This is a genomic window from Microbacterium sp., assembly GCF_051953575.1.
Classification (GTDB): Bacteria; Actinomycetota; Actinomycetes; order Actinomycetales; family Microbacteriaceae; genus Microbacterium.
This window is the reverse complement of record NZ_JBQCIP010000248.1, coordinates 60,995-78,832: the sequence shown is the minus strand read 5'-3', so window position 1 is coordinate 78,832 and position 17,838 is coordinate 60,995. Positions and strand designations below refer to the sequence as shown.

Sequence of the window (17,838 nt, the reverse complement as noted above, 5' to 3'; positions counted from 1 at the left end):
ACTCAGCCGGTGGCGGAACAGATCGCCCGACTTTTGGCCGCGGAAGGTCACGACACGATCTTCGGCCTGCTCGGCAGCGGCAACTTCATCTTCACCGACACATTCGCTCGCGACTTCGGTGGCCGCTTCGTGTGGGTCAGGCACGAGTCCGCCGCGGTGGCCGCGGCCGCCACGTACGCCCAGGTCACCGGCCGGCTGGGAATCGCGTCGGTCCACCAGGGGCCGGGGGTGACGAACACGCTGACCACGCTGACGCATGCCGTCCGCGAACGTCAGCCGGTGCTGCTGCTGGCAGGCGAGACCGGACGCGGACTTCAGGTCAACCAGACCATCGACCTGGCAGCGTTCGCGGCTGCCGCCGGAGCTCGCGTGCACCGGGTAGTCCGGTCAGAGGACGCCATCAGTGTCATCTCTCGGGCGATGGCCGAAGCGCAGAAATTCCGCATCCCCGTGGTCGTCGGAATCCCAACCGACGTCCAGGTGGAGGAGATCGAATGGACCGAACCGGCGCCGCCGGCCTCGCCGAATACTCCGCTGAGCCGCCCCGCGTCCGCCGACATCGCGGCGGCCGCAGACATCATCGAGCGGAGTAAGCGACCGTTCATCCTCGCGGGCCGCGGCGCCGTCCTAGCCGACGCGCGCAACGAGATCGAGGCGCTGGGAGAGCGGATCGGAGCGCTGTACGGCACCTCGCTGGTCGCCAACGGCTTCTTCGTGGGCAACGACCGCAGCGTCGGTGTCTGCGGCGGGTTCTCCTCTGAAATCGTTCCGCGCATCGTGCCGAAGGCCGACGTCGTCATCTCGTTCGGCGCGACGATCAACCAGTGGACCGCCATGCACGGAACCCTGATCGACCGGTCGAAGGTGATCCAGATCGACACTGAGGAAGGTGCCATCGGCGTAAACGGCCCGGTGCGACTGGGCCTGATCGGCGATGCTGGGCGAACGGCAGCGGCCTTGCTGCACGAGCTGGAGCGGCGGGGCTACGAAAGCGATGGCTTCCGGGGCTCCGATGAATTGCGGGAACTGCAGGGATTCGTGGCCGCGGATGAGTTCGAGCCGGTCGAAGCGGACGGGCTCATCGACCCGCGCTCGCTGGTCGTCGAACTCGATCGGCTCCTTCCACTGGAGCGGACGGTCACCTACGACAGCGGGCATCACCACTGGTGGCCCACCGCGTTCATCCGCGTTCCGGACGCGCAGGGATTCGTGGCGGCTCAGGGCTTCCAGTCGGTGGGCGTCGCACTCGGGGTCGCCCTGGGTTCGGCCGTGGCGCGGCCCGACCGTGTTTCTGTCGTATTCATCGGGGATGGTGGAACGCTCATGCAGCTCGGTGAGCTCGACGCCCTCACCGCGCAGCGGCGCGACGTGGTCGTCGTCGTGTACAACGACGGCGCGTATGGCGCAGAGGTTCACCACTTTCAGCCGATGGGCTTCGAGACCGATCATGTGACGTTCGGGACGCGTGATATCGCCGGCATAGCCTCCGCCTTCGGAGCGAGCTCAGCAGTCGTACACTCCGTCTCCGACATCGACGAAGCCCTCGCGGCGTGGGAGTCGGCCGGCCGGGGAACGCTCGTGCTCGACTGTCGGGTCAACCCCGCCGTTCGCTCCGAGCGGCTGCAGGAAGCTTTCCGTGCGCACTGAGTCGCGCCCCATCCAGAGCGGAGTGAGCCCATGGCCATTGAGTTCGACCACAGCACGCTAGGTCAGCGCGTCCTGTTCGGCACCGGTGCTGCAGCGCGGAACACCCTCGCTGCGCTGACCGGTCTCGACGCAAGCCGAGTCCTCCTCATAGCGGACCGGTTCACACTAGAGCTGGCCGATGAAATCGCGGCGACGGCACCGGTCGTGGATCGTATCCACGACATCGTGCAACACGTCCCCGTCGAGAACGCCGAGGATGCCGTCGCGCGCGCACGAGCCACCGGCGCGGACGTGGTTCTGACCATCGGCGGCGGCTCCTCGACGGGATTGGCGAAGATCGTAGCCCGGGAGACCGGTCTGCCGATCGTGGCTGTCCCGACCACCTTCGCCGGTTCAGAGGCCACCAACGTGTGGGGTCAGACCGAGGGAGAGCGCAAGACGACCGGCGTCGACGACAACGTGCTGCCTCGAGTCGTGGTCTATGATGCCAGCCTGATGGCGACGATGCCCGCTACGCTCGCGATGTCCAGCGCGCTCAACGCGGTCGCACACGCCATCGACGGATTCTGGGCTCCCCGAGCGGATCCGATCAACCGCGCCCTTGGCACGGAAGGTCTGCGCGCACTCCTCCCGGGACTTCGGCAGCTCCACCGCGAGCCCGACAGCCTCGAGGCGAGAGAGCAGACGCTGTACGGCGCATACCTGGCGGCGGTCGCCTTTGCCTCCGCTGGGTCGGGCATGCATCACAAGATCTGCCACGCGCTCGGCGGCACCTACAACCTTCCGCACGCCGAGACGCACTCCGTGGTGATCGGCTACGTCACAGCGTTCAACGCCCCCTTCGCGCCCGACGCGGCAGACCGCGTGGCCAGTGCTCTCGGCGGCGACACCTCGCCCGGCGGTGGTCTGTATCGCCTGCGGCACGACATCGACGCGCCCCGCTCCTTGCAGGAGCTCGGCTTGGACGAAAGCGCAATCCCCGCGGCTGTCGAGATTATCCTGCCCGCGATTCCCGCCTCCAACCCGCGGCCTGTCACGGTAGCGGATCTAGAGACGCTGCTGCACGCCGCCTGGGCCGGCGACCCCATCGAGTAGAGAGGTGCTGTCATGACCCGCACCGTCAGCGACGAACAGACCGCCCGCGAACAAGCACTCATCGAAACTGTCGTGGCGTCGTTCGCGGAGACCCCCGACCCGCGGCTGCGAGAGCTGATGCAGGCCCTCGTGCGCCACCTCCACGCGTTCGTCCGCGAAGTGCGATTGACTGAAGAGGAGTGGGATGCTGCCATCGCCTTCCTCACCGCGGTCGGCCACATCACCGATGACAAGCGCCAGGAGTTCATCCTGCTATCCGACGTCCTCGGAATCTCGATGCAGGTCATCGGCGTCAACAACGAAGCGCAGGGCGATGCCACCGAGGCCACGGTGTTCGGGCCGTTCTTTATCGAAGACGCACCGGAGATCCCGATCGGTGGAGACATGGCCTTCGGCGCGTCCGGGGAACCGTGCTGGGTCAGTGGCAGCGTGCGGGATACCGCGGGCAACCCGATCCCCGGCGCACGCATCGAGGTATGGGAAGCGGATGAAGACGGCTTCTACGACGTTCAGTACTCCGACGGTCGGACAGCTGCCCGGGCACACCTTTTCACAAACGACGACGGGCACTACGACTTCTGGGGGCTCACTCCCACTCCGTACCCGATTCCTCACGACGGTCCCGTCGGAGCCATGCTCGAAGCGGTGAGGCGGTCCCCGATGCGGGCGTCCCACCTGCACTTCATGGTGACCGCCCCAGGCTACCGCCGGCTCGTCACACACATCTTCGTGCGGGGTGATGAAATCGGCTGGAAAGACACCGTCTTCGGCGTGAAGGAGTCCCTCATCAAGGACTTCCACCGTCACGCGGCGGAGGAGCGCACCCCCGATGGTCGTCAGCCAGGAGGGCCCTGGAGTGACGTGCGCTTCGACATCGTTCTCGCGCCGGCCGAGTAACGCGGTGCCTCAGCCACTCACCGCACCTCAAGACCAACCCGAACGAGGCCCGGTCGAGGGCAGTGATCTCCTGTGATGCGGGGAACTCAGCCGCGCACGTTCCCCAACGGAGTCGTCACGGCGGTCCTTGCGAGCGCAGGCGTTACGGGCTCCTTTATGATGACGATGGTCATCCCGCTGCAGCCGCAACTGCCGCTGCTGTTGAACGCGTCCGCAGGCGACACTGCATGGATCGTGACCGTGACGCTCCTGGTGTCGGCCGTCGTGACCCCCATTGCCGGGAAGCTCGGCGATATGTACGGCAAGCGACTGATGATCCTCGTCCTCCTGGGACTGGTGCTGATGGGCTCAGTGATCGCCGCCCTCGCGGCGACGCTGGGAGCAGTTCTGTTCGCACGTGCGCTCCAGGGCGCGGGCCTTGCGGTCATCCCTCTCGGGGTATCCATCCTCCGCGACATCCTTCCGGCGCGAGAGCTCGGCGCCGCCACGGCGCTCGTCACCGCCTCCGTGGGCCTCGGCAGCTCGCTCGCACAGCCGATCAGTGCGTACCTAGCCGAGCACGTCGGCTGGCACGCCATCTTCTGGGTCGGAGCTGGCCTTGCCGCGGTGTGCTTCCTCCTCGTGCGATTGACGGTGCCGATACGCACCCGCCGGTCCGGTGGCAAATTCGACCTCGCCGGCGCCGTGGGTCTCGCGCTCGGCCTCACGGGGGTGCTCGTCGCCATGTCGCGGGGCAATGAGTGGGGATGGCTGACGCCCACCATCGTTATTCCGCTCTTGGGCGGGGTGCTCGCACTGCTGCTCTGGGGCTGGTTCGAGCTGCGGCGGTCGAACCCGCTCGTGGACCTTCGTGTCACCGCCCGGCGGCCAGTGCTGCTAACGAATGTGGCGTCCATAGGGATGGGCTTCTCCATGTTCGCGGGCAACATCATCTTCCCGCGCCTACTGCAGCAGCCGGAGGGGGCGGGCGGTCTTGGACTGAGCCTGTTCGAAGCGAGTCTGATCATGATGCCCTCGGGTTTCTTCGCTGTCGGAACCTCCTTTGTCGCCGGCCGGTTCGAGCGCACGATCGGGCCTAAGCGGCTTCTGCTCGCGGGGGCGGCCGTCGTCGGCGGCAGTTACCTGACGGCCGCGTTTCTCCAGCTGTCGGTGTGGCACGTGTGCATCCTCAACATCGGCGCCGCCATAGGCGCGGGCCTTGCCTTCGCGGCGATGCCTGCTCTCATCAACCGCTCTGTGCCCGCTTCGCAGACCGGCGCAGCGAACGGACTCAACGCGGTGATGCGATCGCTCGGCACCAGCAGCGCCGCGGCGGTCCTTGCCGCGGTCCTCAGCGCGAACACTCTCGTTTACGGTCAGCTGATCGTTCCCAGTGCCGAGGCGTACCGCGCTGCGATCCTCATCGTCATCGGCGTCGCGGCGCTGAGCGCCGTGCTCACGACCTTCATTCCGCGCACGAGGCCAATCCCGGATGAACCGTTGGCTGCACCGGAGTCGATCGTCTAACCCAGTTGGTGTTCATTCAGTGAACCTCACCCCTCGGGGGCCGCAACCCGGCCCTACGCTGGCCACGGCCTGCGGATAGCGCGTCCGCACCGGCGCTATCTTCCCGCCCGTTCCGTCCCACCGATCGCAGTGCCGGTCGAGAGAGGTTAACAGAGATGACTCTTCGCGTTGCGATGATCGGCTACGGCTTCATGGGCGCCGCGCACTCCGTCGGGTGGCGCCAAGCCCCCCACGTGTTCTCGCTGCCCGAGGACGTCGAGATGGCCGTCGTGGTGGGGCGCAACGCCCAGGCGGTGGCGGATGCCGCGGCTCAATGGGGCTGGGTGGAGTCGGCGACCGACTGGCGCGAGGTCATCGCGCGCGACGACATCGACATCGTCGACATCGTGACGCCGGGCGACTCCCATGCCGAGATCGCGATCGCCGCCCTGGAGGCCGGCAAGCACGTGCTGTGCGAGAAGCCGCTGGCGAACTCCGTCGAAGAAGCCGAGGCGATGCTGGCCGCCGCCGAACGCGCGGCTGAGCGCGGCGCCAAAGCGATGGTGGGCTTCACGTACCGCCGGGTCCCCGCGGTGACCTTCCTGCGCCAGCTCATCGCGTCGGGGAAGGTCGGGCGAGTGCAGCAGGTGCGAGCGGCCTACCAGCAGGACTGGCTCGTCGACCCGGAACTGCCGCTCGGCTGGCGTCTGCAGAAGGAGCACGCCGGTTCGGGTGCTCTGGGCGACATCGGCGCGCACATCGTCGACATGACGCAGTTCGTCACCGGACTGCAGGTCGAGGCCGTGTCAGGGATCATCGAGACGATCGTGAAGCAGCGTCCGGTGCTGGGCGAACGGGTCGGCTTCACCGGCGTCGCGGGCGGGAAGCTTGGGGACGTCACGGTCGATGACCTGGCGATGTTCACCGGACGCCTCTCCAACGGCGCGCTGGTGTCGTTCGAAGCGACGCGGTTCGCCACCGGCCGCAAAAACGCGCTGTCGATCGAGGTGTCCGGTGACAAGGGCGCTCTGCGCTTCGACCTGGAAGACCTCAACACGCTGTGGTTCTACGACCGCACGGCGTCCGAGGCCACGCAGGGCTTCACGCGCATCCTCGTGACCGAGGCGCAGCATCCGTACGTCGCCGCGTGGTGGCCCGCCGGTCACATGCTCGGCTACGAGCACGGGTTCAGCCACCAGGTCGTCGACCTGGTGACGGCGATCGCCGAAGGCACCGACCCACACTCGACGTTCGCCGAGGGGCTCAGCGTGCAGCGCGTCCTCGCCGCCGTCGAAGAGAGCTCGCGAAAGGACTCGACCTGGGTCCCCGTCGGTGCAGACGCCTGGGTCGCCGCGTAATCAGGAGCTATGACAATGCCTCGTCCGATCACCCTCTTCACGGGCCAGTGGGCCGATCTGCCGTTCGAGGAGGTCGCCAGGCTTGCCGGCGAGTGGGGCTTCGACGGCCTCGAGATCGCCTGCTGGGGCGACCATATCGACGTGTCCCGGTGGGACGACGACGAGTATGTGCAGTCCCGCAAGGACATCCTCGAGCGCAACGGCCTGAAGGTGTGGGCGATCTCGAACCACCTCACCGGCCAGGCGGTCTGCGACGACCCCATCGACGCCCGGCACCGCGACATCCTGCCCGCGCGCGTGTGGGGCGACGGCGAGCCGGAAGGCGTGCGTCAGCGTGCCGCGGAGGACATGAAGAACACCGCCCGGTTCGCCGCGAAGCTGGGCGTGAAGACCGTGAACGGCTTCACGGGATCGTCGATCTGGAAGGCCGTCGCGATGTTCCCGCCAGCCTCCGACGAGTGGATCGCCGCCGGATACCAGGACTTCGCCGACCGATGGAACCCGATCCTGGACGTGTTCGAAGAGGTGGGTGTGCGGTTCGGCCTCGAGGTGCACCCCAGCGAGATCGCGTACGACTACTGGACCGCGAAGGCGACGCTCGACGCCATCGGCCACCGCAAGAGCTTCGGTCTGAACTTCGACCCGTCGCACTTCATGTGGCAGCAGCTCGACCCGGTGGCGTTCGTCCTCGACTTCGCGGACGACATCTTCCACGTCCACGTGAAGGAGTCCATCACCAACCTCGACGGCCGCAACGGCGTGCTCGGGTCGCACCTGCCGTGGGCGAATCCGCGTCGCGGCTGGACCTTCGTGTCGACCGGGCACGGCGCGGTGCCGTGGGAGCCGCTGTTCCGCGCGCTCAACGCCATCGGCTACGACGGACCCACCTCCATCGAGTGGGAGGACGCCGGCATGGACCGCCTGCACGGCGCTCCCGAGGCGATCGAGTTCGTACGCAAGCTCAACGCCATCACGCCCCCGGCCGCGGCGTTCGACGCCGCATTCTCCACTAAAACGGACGACAACCATTGAGAGCCCCGGCGGGCCGTGAGCAACCGGCCTCGCGGTCCGCCGGCACCACCTCGCAGATCGAAAGGTGAGACACCAATGTTCCTGTTCGGAGACTTCTTCTGGTTCCTGCTCTGGTGCTTCTACTTCATCGCTTATCTCTACGTCGTGATCGCGATCATCACGGACCTGATCAGAGACCACGAGTTGAATGGCTGGCTCAAGGCGTTGTGGCTTGTCGCCCTCGTGTTCGTCCCGTTCCTCACCGCTCTCGTCTATGTGGTTGCCCGTGGCCGGGGAATGGCACGTCGTACGCAGCAGAGCCAGGCGCGGATTGCCGTGTCCGAGTCGGATGACTACCGCCCTGCGGCGTCCACAAGCCCGGCCGAAGACATCGCGCAGGCTAAGCAGCTGCTCGAGGCGGGAGCCATCACGCAGGGGGAATTCGACGCGCTCAAGAGCAAGGCCATGGGCAACCGGTACTACGGCGCCTAGCCGGGACTCGTTTGCCCCGGCACCCCGGGTCGGGTTGGTTGCCATCGTGGGCGGCCCGCGCGCCGCGCATACGCCTCTGCCCGGTTACCGTTACCCGCCGATCGCTGACGTGATAGCGGACGCAACACGCGTTAGTCGGGCGGCGATCTCAGCTTCGGGGAGCGGGTCCGAAAGATACACCACGGCCACGGCCGCTCGCTCGCCTTTCGGCAGCCGCAGCGGTACAGCTATCGACCTCAGCCCCGCGATCACCTCATCGTGGCTCGTCGCGTATCCGCGCTCGTTCACGACACGGACCTCCGTTCGGTGTGCTTCGGCGATGTCGGAGGGCCACGAGGACTCGGGAAGCAACGAGAGGATTGCTTTGCCGGGCGCTCCGACCGTGACGGGATGCCGTGTCCCAGGACGTTGTGCGACCGACGCTACGCCGTGCCGCGGTTCCACGCTCGTCAACGTGATGCACTCGTCGCGGTCCATCAGGGAAAGAAAGCACGTCATGCCGAGTTCGTTCGCCGCGGAGGTGAGCTGAGGAAGTGCCTCCGCCTGCAGATCGTGCGCGACGCCGGCTGCGAGGGCGGCCATGCGAGCGCCGAGGTCGACGCGGCCGTCAGCTTCGCGCGCGATCAGTCCGTGATCCTCCAGCGTCCGCACCAATCGATAGGCGACAGATCGATGTACGCCGAGGCGACGCGCGACTTCATCGATCGTGCGGGGCGCACGTGAATCCGCGAGTATCTCGAGAATCCGAATTCCGCGGCTTAAGGTCTGGGATGCGGGAGCTGTGGCATTGCTGGGCAATGGACAATCCTTCACGTCTTGTGAGCACAGAGTCGGTTCGGTAACATATCGAATCGATAGTAGAACGCCATGTTCGATTATAGAACCCGCTCGACAGCGACTGCAAGCTGTTTGCGTTGAAGCTTGAGTGGCCCTAGAGAGTGAATGCTGGCCGATGCAGTTCCACCACCACGGCTACGTCTCCGGCGACCCGCGCGTCCAGGACGCGGCCGGCACCGGCATCGATCGGCCGACGGAGCTTCCCGACGAGACCGACGTGCTCATCGTCGGCTCCGGCCCTGCGGGCATGCTGCTCGCCGCGCAGATGTCTCAGTTCCCGGGTGTCACCACGCGCGTCATCGAGCGGCGCGAGGGCCGCCTCGTGCTGGGGCAGGCCGACGGCATCCAGCCGCGCAGCGTCGAGACGTTCCAGGCCTTCGGGTTCGCCGAGCGCATCATCGCCGAGGCCTACAACATCGCGTGGATGAACTTCTGGGGGCCCGACCCCGAGAATCCGCGCAACATCATCCGCACCGCGCGGACGGAGGACTACGCCTTCAAGATCAGCGAGTTCCCCCACCTGATCGTGAACCAGGCGCGCGTGCTCGACTACTTCGCCGAGGCCGCCGCCAAGGGGCCGGGACGGATCGTGCCGGACTACGGTATCGAGTTCGTCGGCCTCACCGTGCACGGAGAGGGCGAGTATCCGGTCGAGGTGCGGGTGCGCCGTTCGACAGGCTCAGGGACCGAGCGCACGGTGCGCGCCAAGTACGTCGTCGGCTGCGACGGCGCCCGCAGCGGGGTCCGCGAGGCCATCGGCCGCAAGCACGTCGGCCAGTTCGCCGCCCACGCGTGGGGCGTCATGGACGTGCTGGTTAACACGGACTTCCCGGACTGGCGCACCAAGTGCGCCATCAACTCGGAGGCCGGCAACATCCTCCACATCCCGCGCGAGGGCGGCTACCTCAGCCGCATGTACATCGACCTCGGCGAAGTGCCGGCCGATGACCACCATCACGTGCGGCAGACCCCGATCGAAGAGATCATCCGCAGGGCCAACGAGATCCTCCACCCGTACACGCTCGACGTGAAGCAGGTGGCCTGGCACAGCGTCTACGAGGTCGGCCACCGCGTCACCGACAAGTTCGACGATGTCGACGTCGACCAGGGACACGACCCGCGTGTCTTCCTCACCGGCGACGCGTGCCACACGCACAGCGCGAAGGCCGGCCAGGGCATGAACGTGTCGATGCAGGACGGGTTCAACCTCGGATGGAAGCTCGGGCACGTCCTTACCGGCCTCAGTCCCGCGTCTCTCCTGTCGACGTACTCCGCCGAGCGTCAGCCGGTCGCGCAGCAGCTGATCGACTTCGACCGCGAGTGGTCGGCGCTTATGGCGCGCAAGCCGGAAGAGATCTCCGACCCGCAGGAGCTCGCCGCCTTCTACCTCGGCACCGCCGAGTTTCCGTCCGGCTTCATGACGCAGTACGACGAGTCGATGATCGTGACAGATGCTGCGCACCAGGCCCTGGCCGAAGGCTTCCCGCTCGGTATGCGGTTCAAGTCAGCGCAGGTCACGCGGATCGGCGACGGAAACGTCATTCATCTTGGCCATCACGCCAAGGCGGACGGCCGGTGGAGGATCTACGCCTTCGCCGACGCGCCCGCCGCGGGCGAGGCATCCGTCCTCTCCGAGTGGGCCGCGTTCATGGCCTCGCCGGATTCGCCCGTGCGGCGTTTCACTCCCGCCGGGGCGGACATTGACGCGTTGTTCGACGTAAAGGTGATCTACCAGCAGCGATACGACGACGTCGAGTTCGCCCGCGTGCCAGAAATCTTCGCGCCGAGAACAGGCTTCCTAGGGCTCACCGACTGGGAGAAGGTCTACGCGGCGGGAGTCGACCCGTGGCGCAGCAGCGACATCTTCGAGGAGCGCGGCCTCTCGCGCGACGGCGTGGTGATCGTTGTGCGGCCGGATCAGTACGTCGCCGCGGTTCTTCCCCTAGACGCGCCGACGAGGCTCGCTGAATTCTTTGATGGTGTCATGACGGTAAGCGATGGTTCGTGATCGCCATTGCGCTCCGCCCCCTGCAGTGGTTCGAGCGCGCAAAACTCTCCGCGGCTGCCGACCCCGGGCAGCTGAACGGGTTGATGCCTGACGACGTCGCTCGTCTTTCCACCTCGGGTTCAGTGAGAGCCACACCCTAGGAGCTTGCCCGCGAAGGCGGGGCGGTTCGGATACGAGCCGGAGCCGCGGCCAGTCTGTTCCTGACGGGCGCTGGCGACTGAAGTGATCCGTCCGCGATCGTAGACTCTGGGACCCCGGTGGTGAGCGTAGGGAATGCAATAGCCTTTGGCGCACGAGGATCTCGGCGCATGACTTTTGGCCATGAGCGACATATCCTGTGGAGGATGCAAATCTCGTCCACCAGGGAAACGCTGGAGAGGCCGATCGCGCCAGAGCAGATCGAGCCCCTGGTGACGCTGATCAACCTGGTGCGAACCGGAGAGGCGACAACCCGCCCGACTCTCGGACAAGTCTCCGCCCTGGGACGCACGATCGTGACGCAGCGCGTCGACCAGGCAATCGAGATGGGCTATCTCGCGGAAGGAGAACTCGCACCATCGACAGGCGGGCGCCAACCGCGCCAGTTGCGCTTTAGCGGGGACCTCGGACGGTTTGTTGCTGTGGAGTTCGGAACCCTCCACGTCGGCGTCACGATCATGGACCTCGCCCAGACCGTTGTGGGAGAGAGCCACGCGGACTGGGACCTCACCCGAGGACCGGATGAGTCCATGAACTTCGTCAGCGACCTAATCGACGGATTGATGTCGGAAGGAAGCCCGATACCGATTTGGGGGATCGCCGTCGGCATCCCGGGGCCTGTGGACTTTCTGTCTGGCCGTCCGATCGCACCGCCGATCATGCCCGGCTGGCACCTTTTTAACATTCGCACGTGGATGGAGGAGCGATACGGCGCGCCTGTCTTCGTAGACAACGAGGCAAATCTGAAGGCTCTGGGTGAGCTCCATGCGCTTGGAACATGGGACCAGCACAGCTTTGCCGCGACTGACAACATCCTGTACGTCAAGGTAGGTACCGGGATCGGCGCGGGCCTCATCTCCGAAGGGCACGTGCATCGTGGCGCTAATGGGGCGGCAGGGGATGTGGGTCACGTCGCGGTCACAGATAGCCAGGATGTCGTCTGCCGGTGTGGTCAGAGAGGCTGTCTCGAGGCGATCGCCGGCGGATGGGCGCTCGCACGCGACGGCGAACTGGCAGCGAGCACGGGAGAGAGCCAGTTCCTCGCGCGGATCGTCGAAAGTCGCGGGTACATTCAACCCGCCGACATCGCGGAGGGTGCGCTCAACGGCGACCCCACGTGCATCGAGCTGGTGAGTCGGTCAGGCCGGGTGGTGGGCGAGATGCTGGCTTCGCTGGTGAACTTCTTCAACCCCTCCGCAGTGGCGATCGGGGGCTCGATAGCCGGTACAGGCGACCTCTTTCTGGCCGCCGTCCGGCGGGTTGTCTACCGCCGGAGCCTTCCGCTTGCGTTGCGGGACTTGCGGATCATGCCGGCGGTTGCCGAACGAGAGATTGGTCGCATTGGCGCCGGTCGGCTGGTCGCCGAACGGATATTCCATCACGATGCGATGGTCTCGTGGCTGCCGAGCGGGTCGCCCCGCAACGACCTTGAGGCCGTATACGGCGCGCGGCTACACAAGAATCCGGCCTAGCAGTCTCGAGCATCGAAGATGTCTCGCCCCGGCCGCCGCGCCGGGGCGGCCGTAGCAGCAGCAGGTGGAACGTCTCGCCTCAGCGCTTGGAGAGCCGGTCGGCAAACCAGTCTGCGACGATCGTGTCGCGCTCGCGACTGTGGTTGTAGAGCGTGTGTTCTCCGTCCGGCCAACTGAGGAAGTCGGCGGACTCTTCGGTCGGCCTCGGCGGCATGAACCGGCCGGCTGTCCCTCGATCCACGAGCGCGTCTGCGCCGCCGTGCAGCACCAGGAGCGACGATCCGAGTTGGTGGCGGTGTGGGTCGAAGCTCAGGCGACGAATGGCTTCGCGCGCTTCGTCCGGCTGGTCTCTGAGTCCCATGAATGCCAGCAGCTGGTCGCGTGGTCCGGCTGCATCCGGCAAGTCCACGGCAGCCGGCGCGCAGTTGATCGCGCATGCGCGAATGCGAGGATCGCTGGATGCGACACGGGCTGCGATCATGCCGCCGATGCTGCTTCCATATATGCCAATGGGCGCGCTACACGTGCGTGGGTCTGTCTCGAGCACATCAACGAAACGCGCGTACCCGCCCAAGGTCTCTTCTGAGGCGTAGATGGACGACTCGAGTCGGGTGGTTCCCTGACCCGGTCCCTCGGCAAGCAGGCAGGCGATACCGCGCGCGGTGAGCTCTTCAGCGATCCCTAGGTAGGCCGCACCCCAGCCGCTGAGACCGCCCCATGCCACCACCGCACCATAGGGCGGGCCACTTCGTGGAAGCACGAGCCATCCGTCTACCGCAGCGGCGGCGTAGCGGACAGAGACGCGCTCCATACCTCCTCTCACTGCGGCATATCGGGCGACTGCGTCTTGGAACTCCCAATAAAGATTGCGCTTCAGGTCAGTGTCAACGCTGAGCGGAATTTGAGCAATGTTCAGCGCGGCTGCACCGGCTTGAACCGCGACCAGCTCGGTTCGGCCGTGGGAGAGTGCATGTGCACCATCCGCTCGAGCGAGCTGGCGGGTGCCAATCGCGCGAGCCGTGCGGGACCAATTTTCGCCACGTGCGGTGCGCCAGAGAAGTTCGCGAGCATCCGCGGGCTCCATCCCATAGTCCGTGAGGCGGGTATACGGCATCGCAGCGTGCCACTCACGCGATTTGCCGTCAAGCTGTTCCAGTGCAGGCAAGGCTCCGCCAGGCCCCACATGCACGCCACGCTCCAGTGGATGAAGCGTCATGCGACGGCGGGCTCGCGAAGCTGAAACGCCTCGCGTGCGCTTCGGATCAGGAGACTAAGGTCGTCGGCGGTGGCGGCGCCGTAGACGATGTGGTCGGGTCGTACAAGGGCAGCCGCGGCACCCGCCTCCCGAAGAAGTGCTTCGTATCGGCCGGTCAGGTCCTGCAGCGCATCGAGATCGATCACATGAGCGCCGAGTTCTGCAAGGATCGCACGCTCATCGGCTTCTAGCGCGCCGATTGCCGTTCGCCGGGCGATCAATCGGAAACCGGCACCGAGAACATCGTCACCCCGTCCGCGACGCCCAGCGATCACGACGTCGCCCTGTGGCGCCATGACTCCTGACGCCGGGTCATCATGGAGAGCTCGGCCCACGAGGCGAGGAAACGGCTCGGGCCCCTCTGCGCTTCCTTCGAAGAAGGCCCGATCTCGTGCGGCCGCAGCAGCGGGATCGATGGTGTTCGCCACTCGCCCCAGAGCGATTGCTGACCGCACTACGAAGTCGGCGTGCGGGCGACGCTCTTCCTCGTATGTATCGAGGAGTGCTGCTTCCGCTACACCTCTCAGCACAAGGTCGAGCTTCCACGCCAAGTTCGCCGCATCGCGAATGCCGGAACAGGCGCCCTGGCCGAGGTACGGAGGCATGGTATGCGCCGCATCGCCCGCAATGAAGATGCGCTCAAAGCGCCACCGGTCCGCTACTCGCCCGGTGAAGCTGTAGCGAAGATACCGAAGCGGGCGCAGATCCGCCTGCGTGAGACCGTGCGTTGTCGCGAGCCACTTCCAGCCGGCCGAGATGTCCGCGTACTGCTCAGGATCCTCGTCAGGAAGAATCGCAAACTCGAATCGCTGTCGGTTGTGCCCGATTCCCATGAACATGTGACCCCGGCGGGGATCGCAGTACTGCTTCGCGATCGCAAACTCGTCGGGCATCGGACGGAGCCACTCGGCGTCGAAGGTAACCCAGGTCTCGTTGAAGTCGTATGTCGTCATGCTGGTCTGGGTCGCGTCTCGCACGAGGCTCCTGTTGCCGTCGGCACCGATTGCGTAGCGCGCTCGAATCTTCTCTGCCCGCGAGACGTCGGCGTGACGGTCGACGAACGGTGCGGCAGTGATGACAACTTCGTCGGCGCTCTGTTCAATGTGGGTGACAACCCATCCCTGCCGGATCTCGACGTTCGGCAGCGTCCTCAGTCGTCTATCCAGCGCATCCTCGATGTCGGGCTGGTAGATCGAGTTGTGCTCCGGGTACCCTTGATCGCCGTCTCGCGTCGGGATGAACAGCAGCAGCTGATCCTGCCCGTTGACCCATTCGTACACGGTGGGGGACGCGTCAGCCATCGCCTCATCGATGTCGCAGATCTCCTGCAGCGTCCTCGCCGTCTGGTCGTCGATGTGGGTGAGCCTCGGCAAGCCATACAGCGTCGGCCACCGTTCGATGACTACAACTCGATGGCCTGCCTTCCCGAGTAGTCCAGCGGCGGCCATCCCCGTGGGCCCATAGCCGATAACGGCGACATCGTAGGTGGCAACATCCATGTTGGACTCCTTGGTGAGCGGAATTGCTGGCACCGCACACTCGCTCCGATGCGAGGGCCCGGCCCCGTCTTTTGTCTCACAGAATCACAAGTTGCGCAACGTCGGTCGAACCACGGCGACATACTGGCTTGATCGGACTCCGCCGCAGCAGCTATTGCTGGCACGAAGAAATCTTTTGTTGCGTAGAAGCACAAGTATGCGTCATCATGTACGACGAGAGGCCTGATCCGAGGGCCGGGCTCACGGAGCCAGACAACGAAGTCAGAAAGGCATCACAGCATGAGGCAAGAGAACCAGCGGCTGACGTGGTCCGCTGCACTCGTCATCCCGTCCATCGCAGCAGTGACGGTGCTCGCGGGCTGCGCGGCGGGAGGGGGAAGCGACAACGGGGATGGCGACGCCGTGACCATCACGCTCGCCACTGAGACCCGGTTCGGTAAGGACAGTGCCTACGAAGATGTGATCAAGGCGTTCAACGAGTCCAACGACCAGAACATCACCGTCGAGCTGCAAGAGATTCCCACCGAGGACTACTACAAGACAATTCGCACGCAGTTCCAGGCAGGCAACGCTCCCGATGTGGTGTGGGGGTCTCCGGGCAACGGGTCCTTCAATGCGCTCGGCCCCTTCGCCGAGGCCGGGCAGCTCGTCGATCTTTCCGATGATGACTGGGCGACGTCATCGATTCCGAAGTCCTCACACGACCTCTACTACGCGGACGACGTGCTGACCGCAGTGCCGGTCGATGTCGCACCGATTTCCCAGGTGATCAACGTCACCGCGTACGACTCCGTGGGCATCGACTATGCGACGACCTTCGACGAGGTAGTCGATCAGTGTGCGGAAGTCCGCGATGCCGGCCTGACCTCGCTGCTCGGGCTGGCCGGTTCGCAGACGAGCAACACCGGCCTGCTCGCGATGGAACTGGCAGCCTCGAACGTGTACGCACAGGATCCGGACTGGAACCAGAAGCGCGCGGACGGAAAGGTCACATTCGAGGATTCCGACGGATGGCATGCCGCCCTCGAGGCTGTGCTCAAGCTGAAGGATGAGGGATGCTTCCAGCCGGGCGCCGAGGGGGGATCGCCGGAGACAGTAACGCCTGAATTCGCTGCTGGAAAGATCCTTGGCATCTTCGCGCCGGCTGGCATCGCGGTGAACCTCGCCACTGTAGCTCCCGACGCCGAGATTTCCGTGGGGGCGTTCCCGGGCGAAACCGAAGACGAGACGTTCCTGTTCGCGTCCCCGTCCAACGCGCTGGCCATCAACGCGGCAAGCCCGCACATCGACGCGGCCAAGGCGCTTCTCGAGTTCTGGATGCAGCCGGATCAGCTCGACGCATTCGCCGAAGTCAGCGGCAATGTCTCACTCACGAGCATTCTGAATGGCACACCGGTGGCTGACCGGTTCGCCAGCCTCCAGGCCTACCTGACGGACCCTGCTCGCAACGCCCCTCTCCCCAACCTGGTCTGGCCCAACACCGAGGTGTACGACGCCCTGGGAACGGGCGTTCAAGGACTGCTCACAGGCCAGACAACCGTGGAACAGACCCTCCAGGCCATGGATGCGGCCTGGCAGGGCTGAGCGACAAGTGAATCGAAAGGGGTCCGCATGAGCTCCTTGGCTACGAAGCCGAACGGAGCCGAAGCGGCAGGCTCGGCCGGATCGAACAACCGATCCGGCCGAGCCGGACTTCGGCGGGGTGCGCGTCCGACTCGTGGTCGCGCTGGTACGCGCGTCGCCTCCTGGTGGTGGGCGGTACCTGCGGTCGCGCTGACCATCGGGATCCAGTATTTCGGGGTGCTCGCCGGCTCTGTCTTCGCATTCACCGACTGGCGCGGGATCGGACCGTTCAACTTCGTCGGGTTTGAGAACTTCGTTCTGGCGTTCCAGTCGCCGGAGACGCTGCGAGCCCTGTGGAACACACTGTTTCTGGCGGTCCTCTTCGTGTTGCTCACCAATGCCATCGGGCTTGGGCTGGCGGTCGCCCTCAATCGGCAACTACGGCTTCGGCACGTGCTTCGTGTCCTCATCTTCCTGCCGGTCGTGCTCAGCCCCCTCGCTGTTGCTTTCGTGTGGAAGTTCATCTTCCAGCCCAATGGTCCGCTGAACGGGTTCCTCCGCGCAGTTGGTCTCGACGGCACAACAGCGTGGCTCGGCGATCCGGCAACCGCAATCTGGACGATCGTCGTTGTGGTCGTTTGGCAGAACATCGGGCTGACCATGGTGATCTATCTCGCAGGGCTCGCGAACGTGCCGCCCGAGCTTGAAGAGGCTTCAGCTGTGGATGGTGCGGGCGCGGCGACGCGCTTCTGGCGGATCGTCTTCCCGCTGCTGCGCCCCACGGTTGTCATCGCATCCGCCCTGACGTTGATTCAGGGGCTGAGGATCTTTGACCAGGTGCTTGCTCTCACGGGCGGGGGACCATTCAATTCGACGCAGACCCTGGCCACACTCGTGTACAAGGAGACGTTCGTCAACGGCAAGTTCGGCTATGGCTCCGCACTTTCTCTCGTGCTGACGATCCTGATCACGATCGCCGCCGTGTTGCAGGTCGTTCTGCTGCGCCAGAGGGAGGACTGAC

General features: G+C 65.6%; 14 protein-coding genes. 11 read left to right on the top strand and 3 right to left on the bottom strand.

The features are described 5' to 3' along the window. Positions 1-9 precede the first annotated feature (9 nt). The 7 genes from ACTHNQ_RS15555 to ACTHNQ_RS15525 all read left to right on the top strand — a co-directional run bounded on the left by ACTHNQ_RS15555 (position 10) and on the right by ACTHNQ_RS15525 (position 7,985). Positions 10-1,647 (top strand): thiamine pyrophosphate-binding protein, encoded by a 1,638-nt coding sequence (locus ACTHNQ_RS15555; RefSeq protein WP_440334826.1) that lies wholly within the window; start codon positions 10-12, stop codon positions 1,645-1,647. 30 nt (positions 1,648-1,677) lie between these two features. Then, a complete protein-coding gene (locus ACTHNQ_RS15550; RefSeq protein WP_440334825.1) occupies positions 1,678-2,742 on the top strand; it encodes a maleylacetate reductase in 1,065 nt (354 codons plus the stop codon). Between the two features lie 12 nt (positions 2,743-2,754). Beyond that, positions 2,755-3,639, top strand: a complete 885-nt coding sequence (locus ACTHNQ_RS15545; RefSeq protein WP_440334824.1) for an intradiol ring-cleavage dioxygenase — start codon at positions 2,755-2,757, stop codon at positions 3,637-3,639. A gap of 75 nt (positions 3,640-3,714) precedes the next feature. After that, complete coding sequence (locus ACTHNQ_RS15540; protein ID WP_440334822.1) at positions 3,715-5,145, top strand: MFS transporter; 1,431 nt, start codon at positions 3,715-3,717, stop codon at positions 5,143-5,145. Positions 5,146-5,300: 155 nt separating this feature from the next. Continuing rightward, positions 5,301-6,482 carry a Gfo/Idh/MocA family protein gene (locus ACTHNQ_RS15535; protein WP_440334820.1) on the top strand — a complete coding sequence of 394 codons (1,182 nt, stop codon included), beginning with the start codon at positions 5,301-5,303 and terminating at the stop codon, positions 6,480-6,482. 15 nt (positions 6,483-6,497) lie between these two features. Next, positions 6,498-7,514, top strand: coding sequence for a sugar phosphate isomerase/epimerase family protein (locus ACTHNQ_RS15530; RefSeq protein ID WP_440334818.1), 1,017 nt, complete (start codon positions 6,498-6,500; stop codon positions 7,512-7,514). 75 nt (positions 7,515-7,589) lie between these two features. Next, positions 7,590-7,985 carry a PLDc N-terminal domain-containing protein gene (locus ACTHNQ_RS15525; protein WP_440334816.1) on the top strand — a complete coding sequence of 132 codons (396 nt, stop codon included), beginning with the start codon at positions 7,590-7,592 and terminating at the stop codon, positions 7,983-7,985. Positions 7,986-8,075: 90 nt separating this feature from the next. Here the strand turns inward: ACTHNQ_RS15525 and ACTHNQ_RS15520 are convergent, their stop codons facing one another. Further along, positions 8,076-8,783 carry an IclR family transcriptional regulator gene (locus ACTHNQ_RS15520; protein WP_440334814.1) on the bottom strand — a complete coding sequence of 236 codons (708 nt, stop codon included), beginning with the start codon at positions 8,781-8,783 and terminating at the stop codon, positions 8,076-8,078. Positions 8,784-8,937: 154 nt separating this feature from the next. Between ACTHNQ_RS15520 and ACTHNQ_RS15515 the strand changes: the two genes are divergently transcribed. Next, positions 8,938-10,830, top strand: coding sequence for an FAD-dependent monooxygenase (locus tag ACTHNQ_RS15515; protein WP_440334812.1), 1,893 nt, complete (start codon positions 8,938-8,940; stop codon positions 10,828-10,830). Between the two features lie 344 nt (positions 10,831-11,174). Then, complete coding sequence (locus ACTHNQ_RS15510) at positions 11,175-12,500, top strand: ROK family protein (protein WP_440334810.1); 1,326 nt, start codon at positions 11,175-11,177, stop codon at positions 12,498-12,500. 79 nt (positions 12,501-12,579) lie between these two features. On the opposite strand, the gene ACTHNQ_RS15505 is transcribed toward ACTHNQ_RS15510, so the two are convergent. Both ACTHNQ_RS15505 and ACTHNQ_RS15500 read right to left on the bottom strand, forming a co-directional pair. After that, entirely contained in the window at positions 12,580-13,716 is a 1,137-nt protein-coding gene (locus ACTHNQ_RS15505; protein WP_440334808.1) for an alpha/beta hydrolase family protein, read from the bottom strand. Further along, entirely contained in the window at positions 13,713-15,254 is a 1,542-nt protein-coding gene (locus ACTHNQ_RS15500) for a bifunctional 3-(3-hydroxy-phenyl)propionate/3-hydroxycinnamic acid hydroxylase (RefSeq protein WP_440334806.1), read from the bottom strand. The genes ACTHNQ_RS15505 and ACTHNQ_RS15500 overlap by 4 nt, the downstream gene beginning before the upstream one ends. A 279-nt stretch (positions 15,255-15,533) precedes the next feature. Between ACTHNQ_RS15500 and ACTHNQ_RS15495 the strand changes: the two genes are divergently transcribed. Together ACTHNQ_RS15495 and ACTHNQ_RS15490 are read left to right on the top strand one after the other, a co-directional pair. Then, positions 15,534-16,838: an ABC transporter substrate-binding protein gene (locus ACTHNQ_RS15495; RefSeq protein WP_440334804.1), complete on the top strand. Its 1,305-nt coding sequence runs from the start codon at positions 15,534-15,536 to the stop codon at positions 16,836-16,838. 27 nt (positions 16,839-16,865) lie between these two features. Further along, on the top strand, positions 16,866-17,837 hold the full coding sequence (locus tag ACTHNQ_RS15490) for a carbohydrate ABC transporter permease (protein WP_440334802.1): 972 nt from the start codon (positions 16,866-16,868) through the stop codon (positions 17,835-17,837). Position 17,838 lies beyond the last annotated feature (1 nt).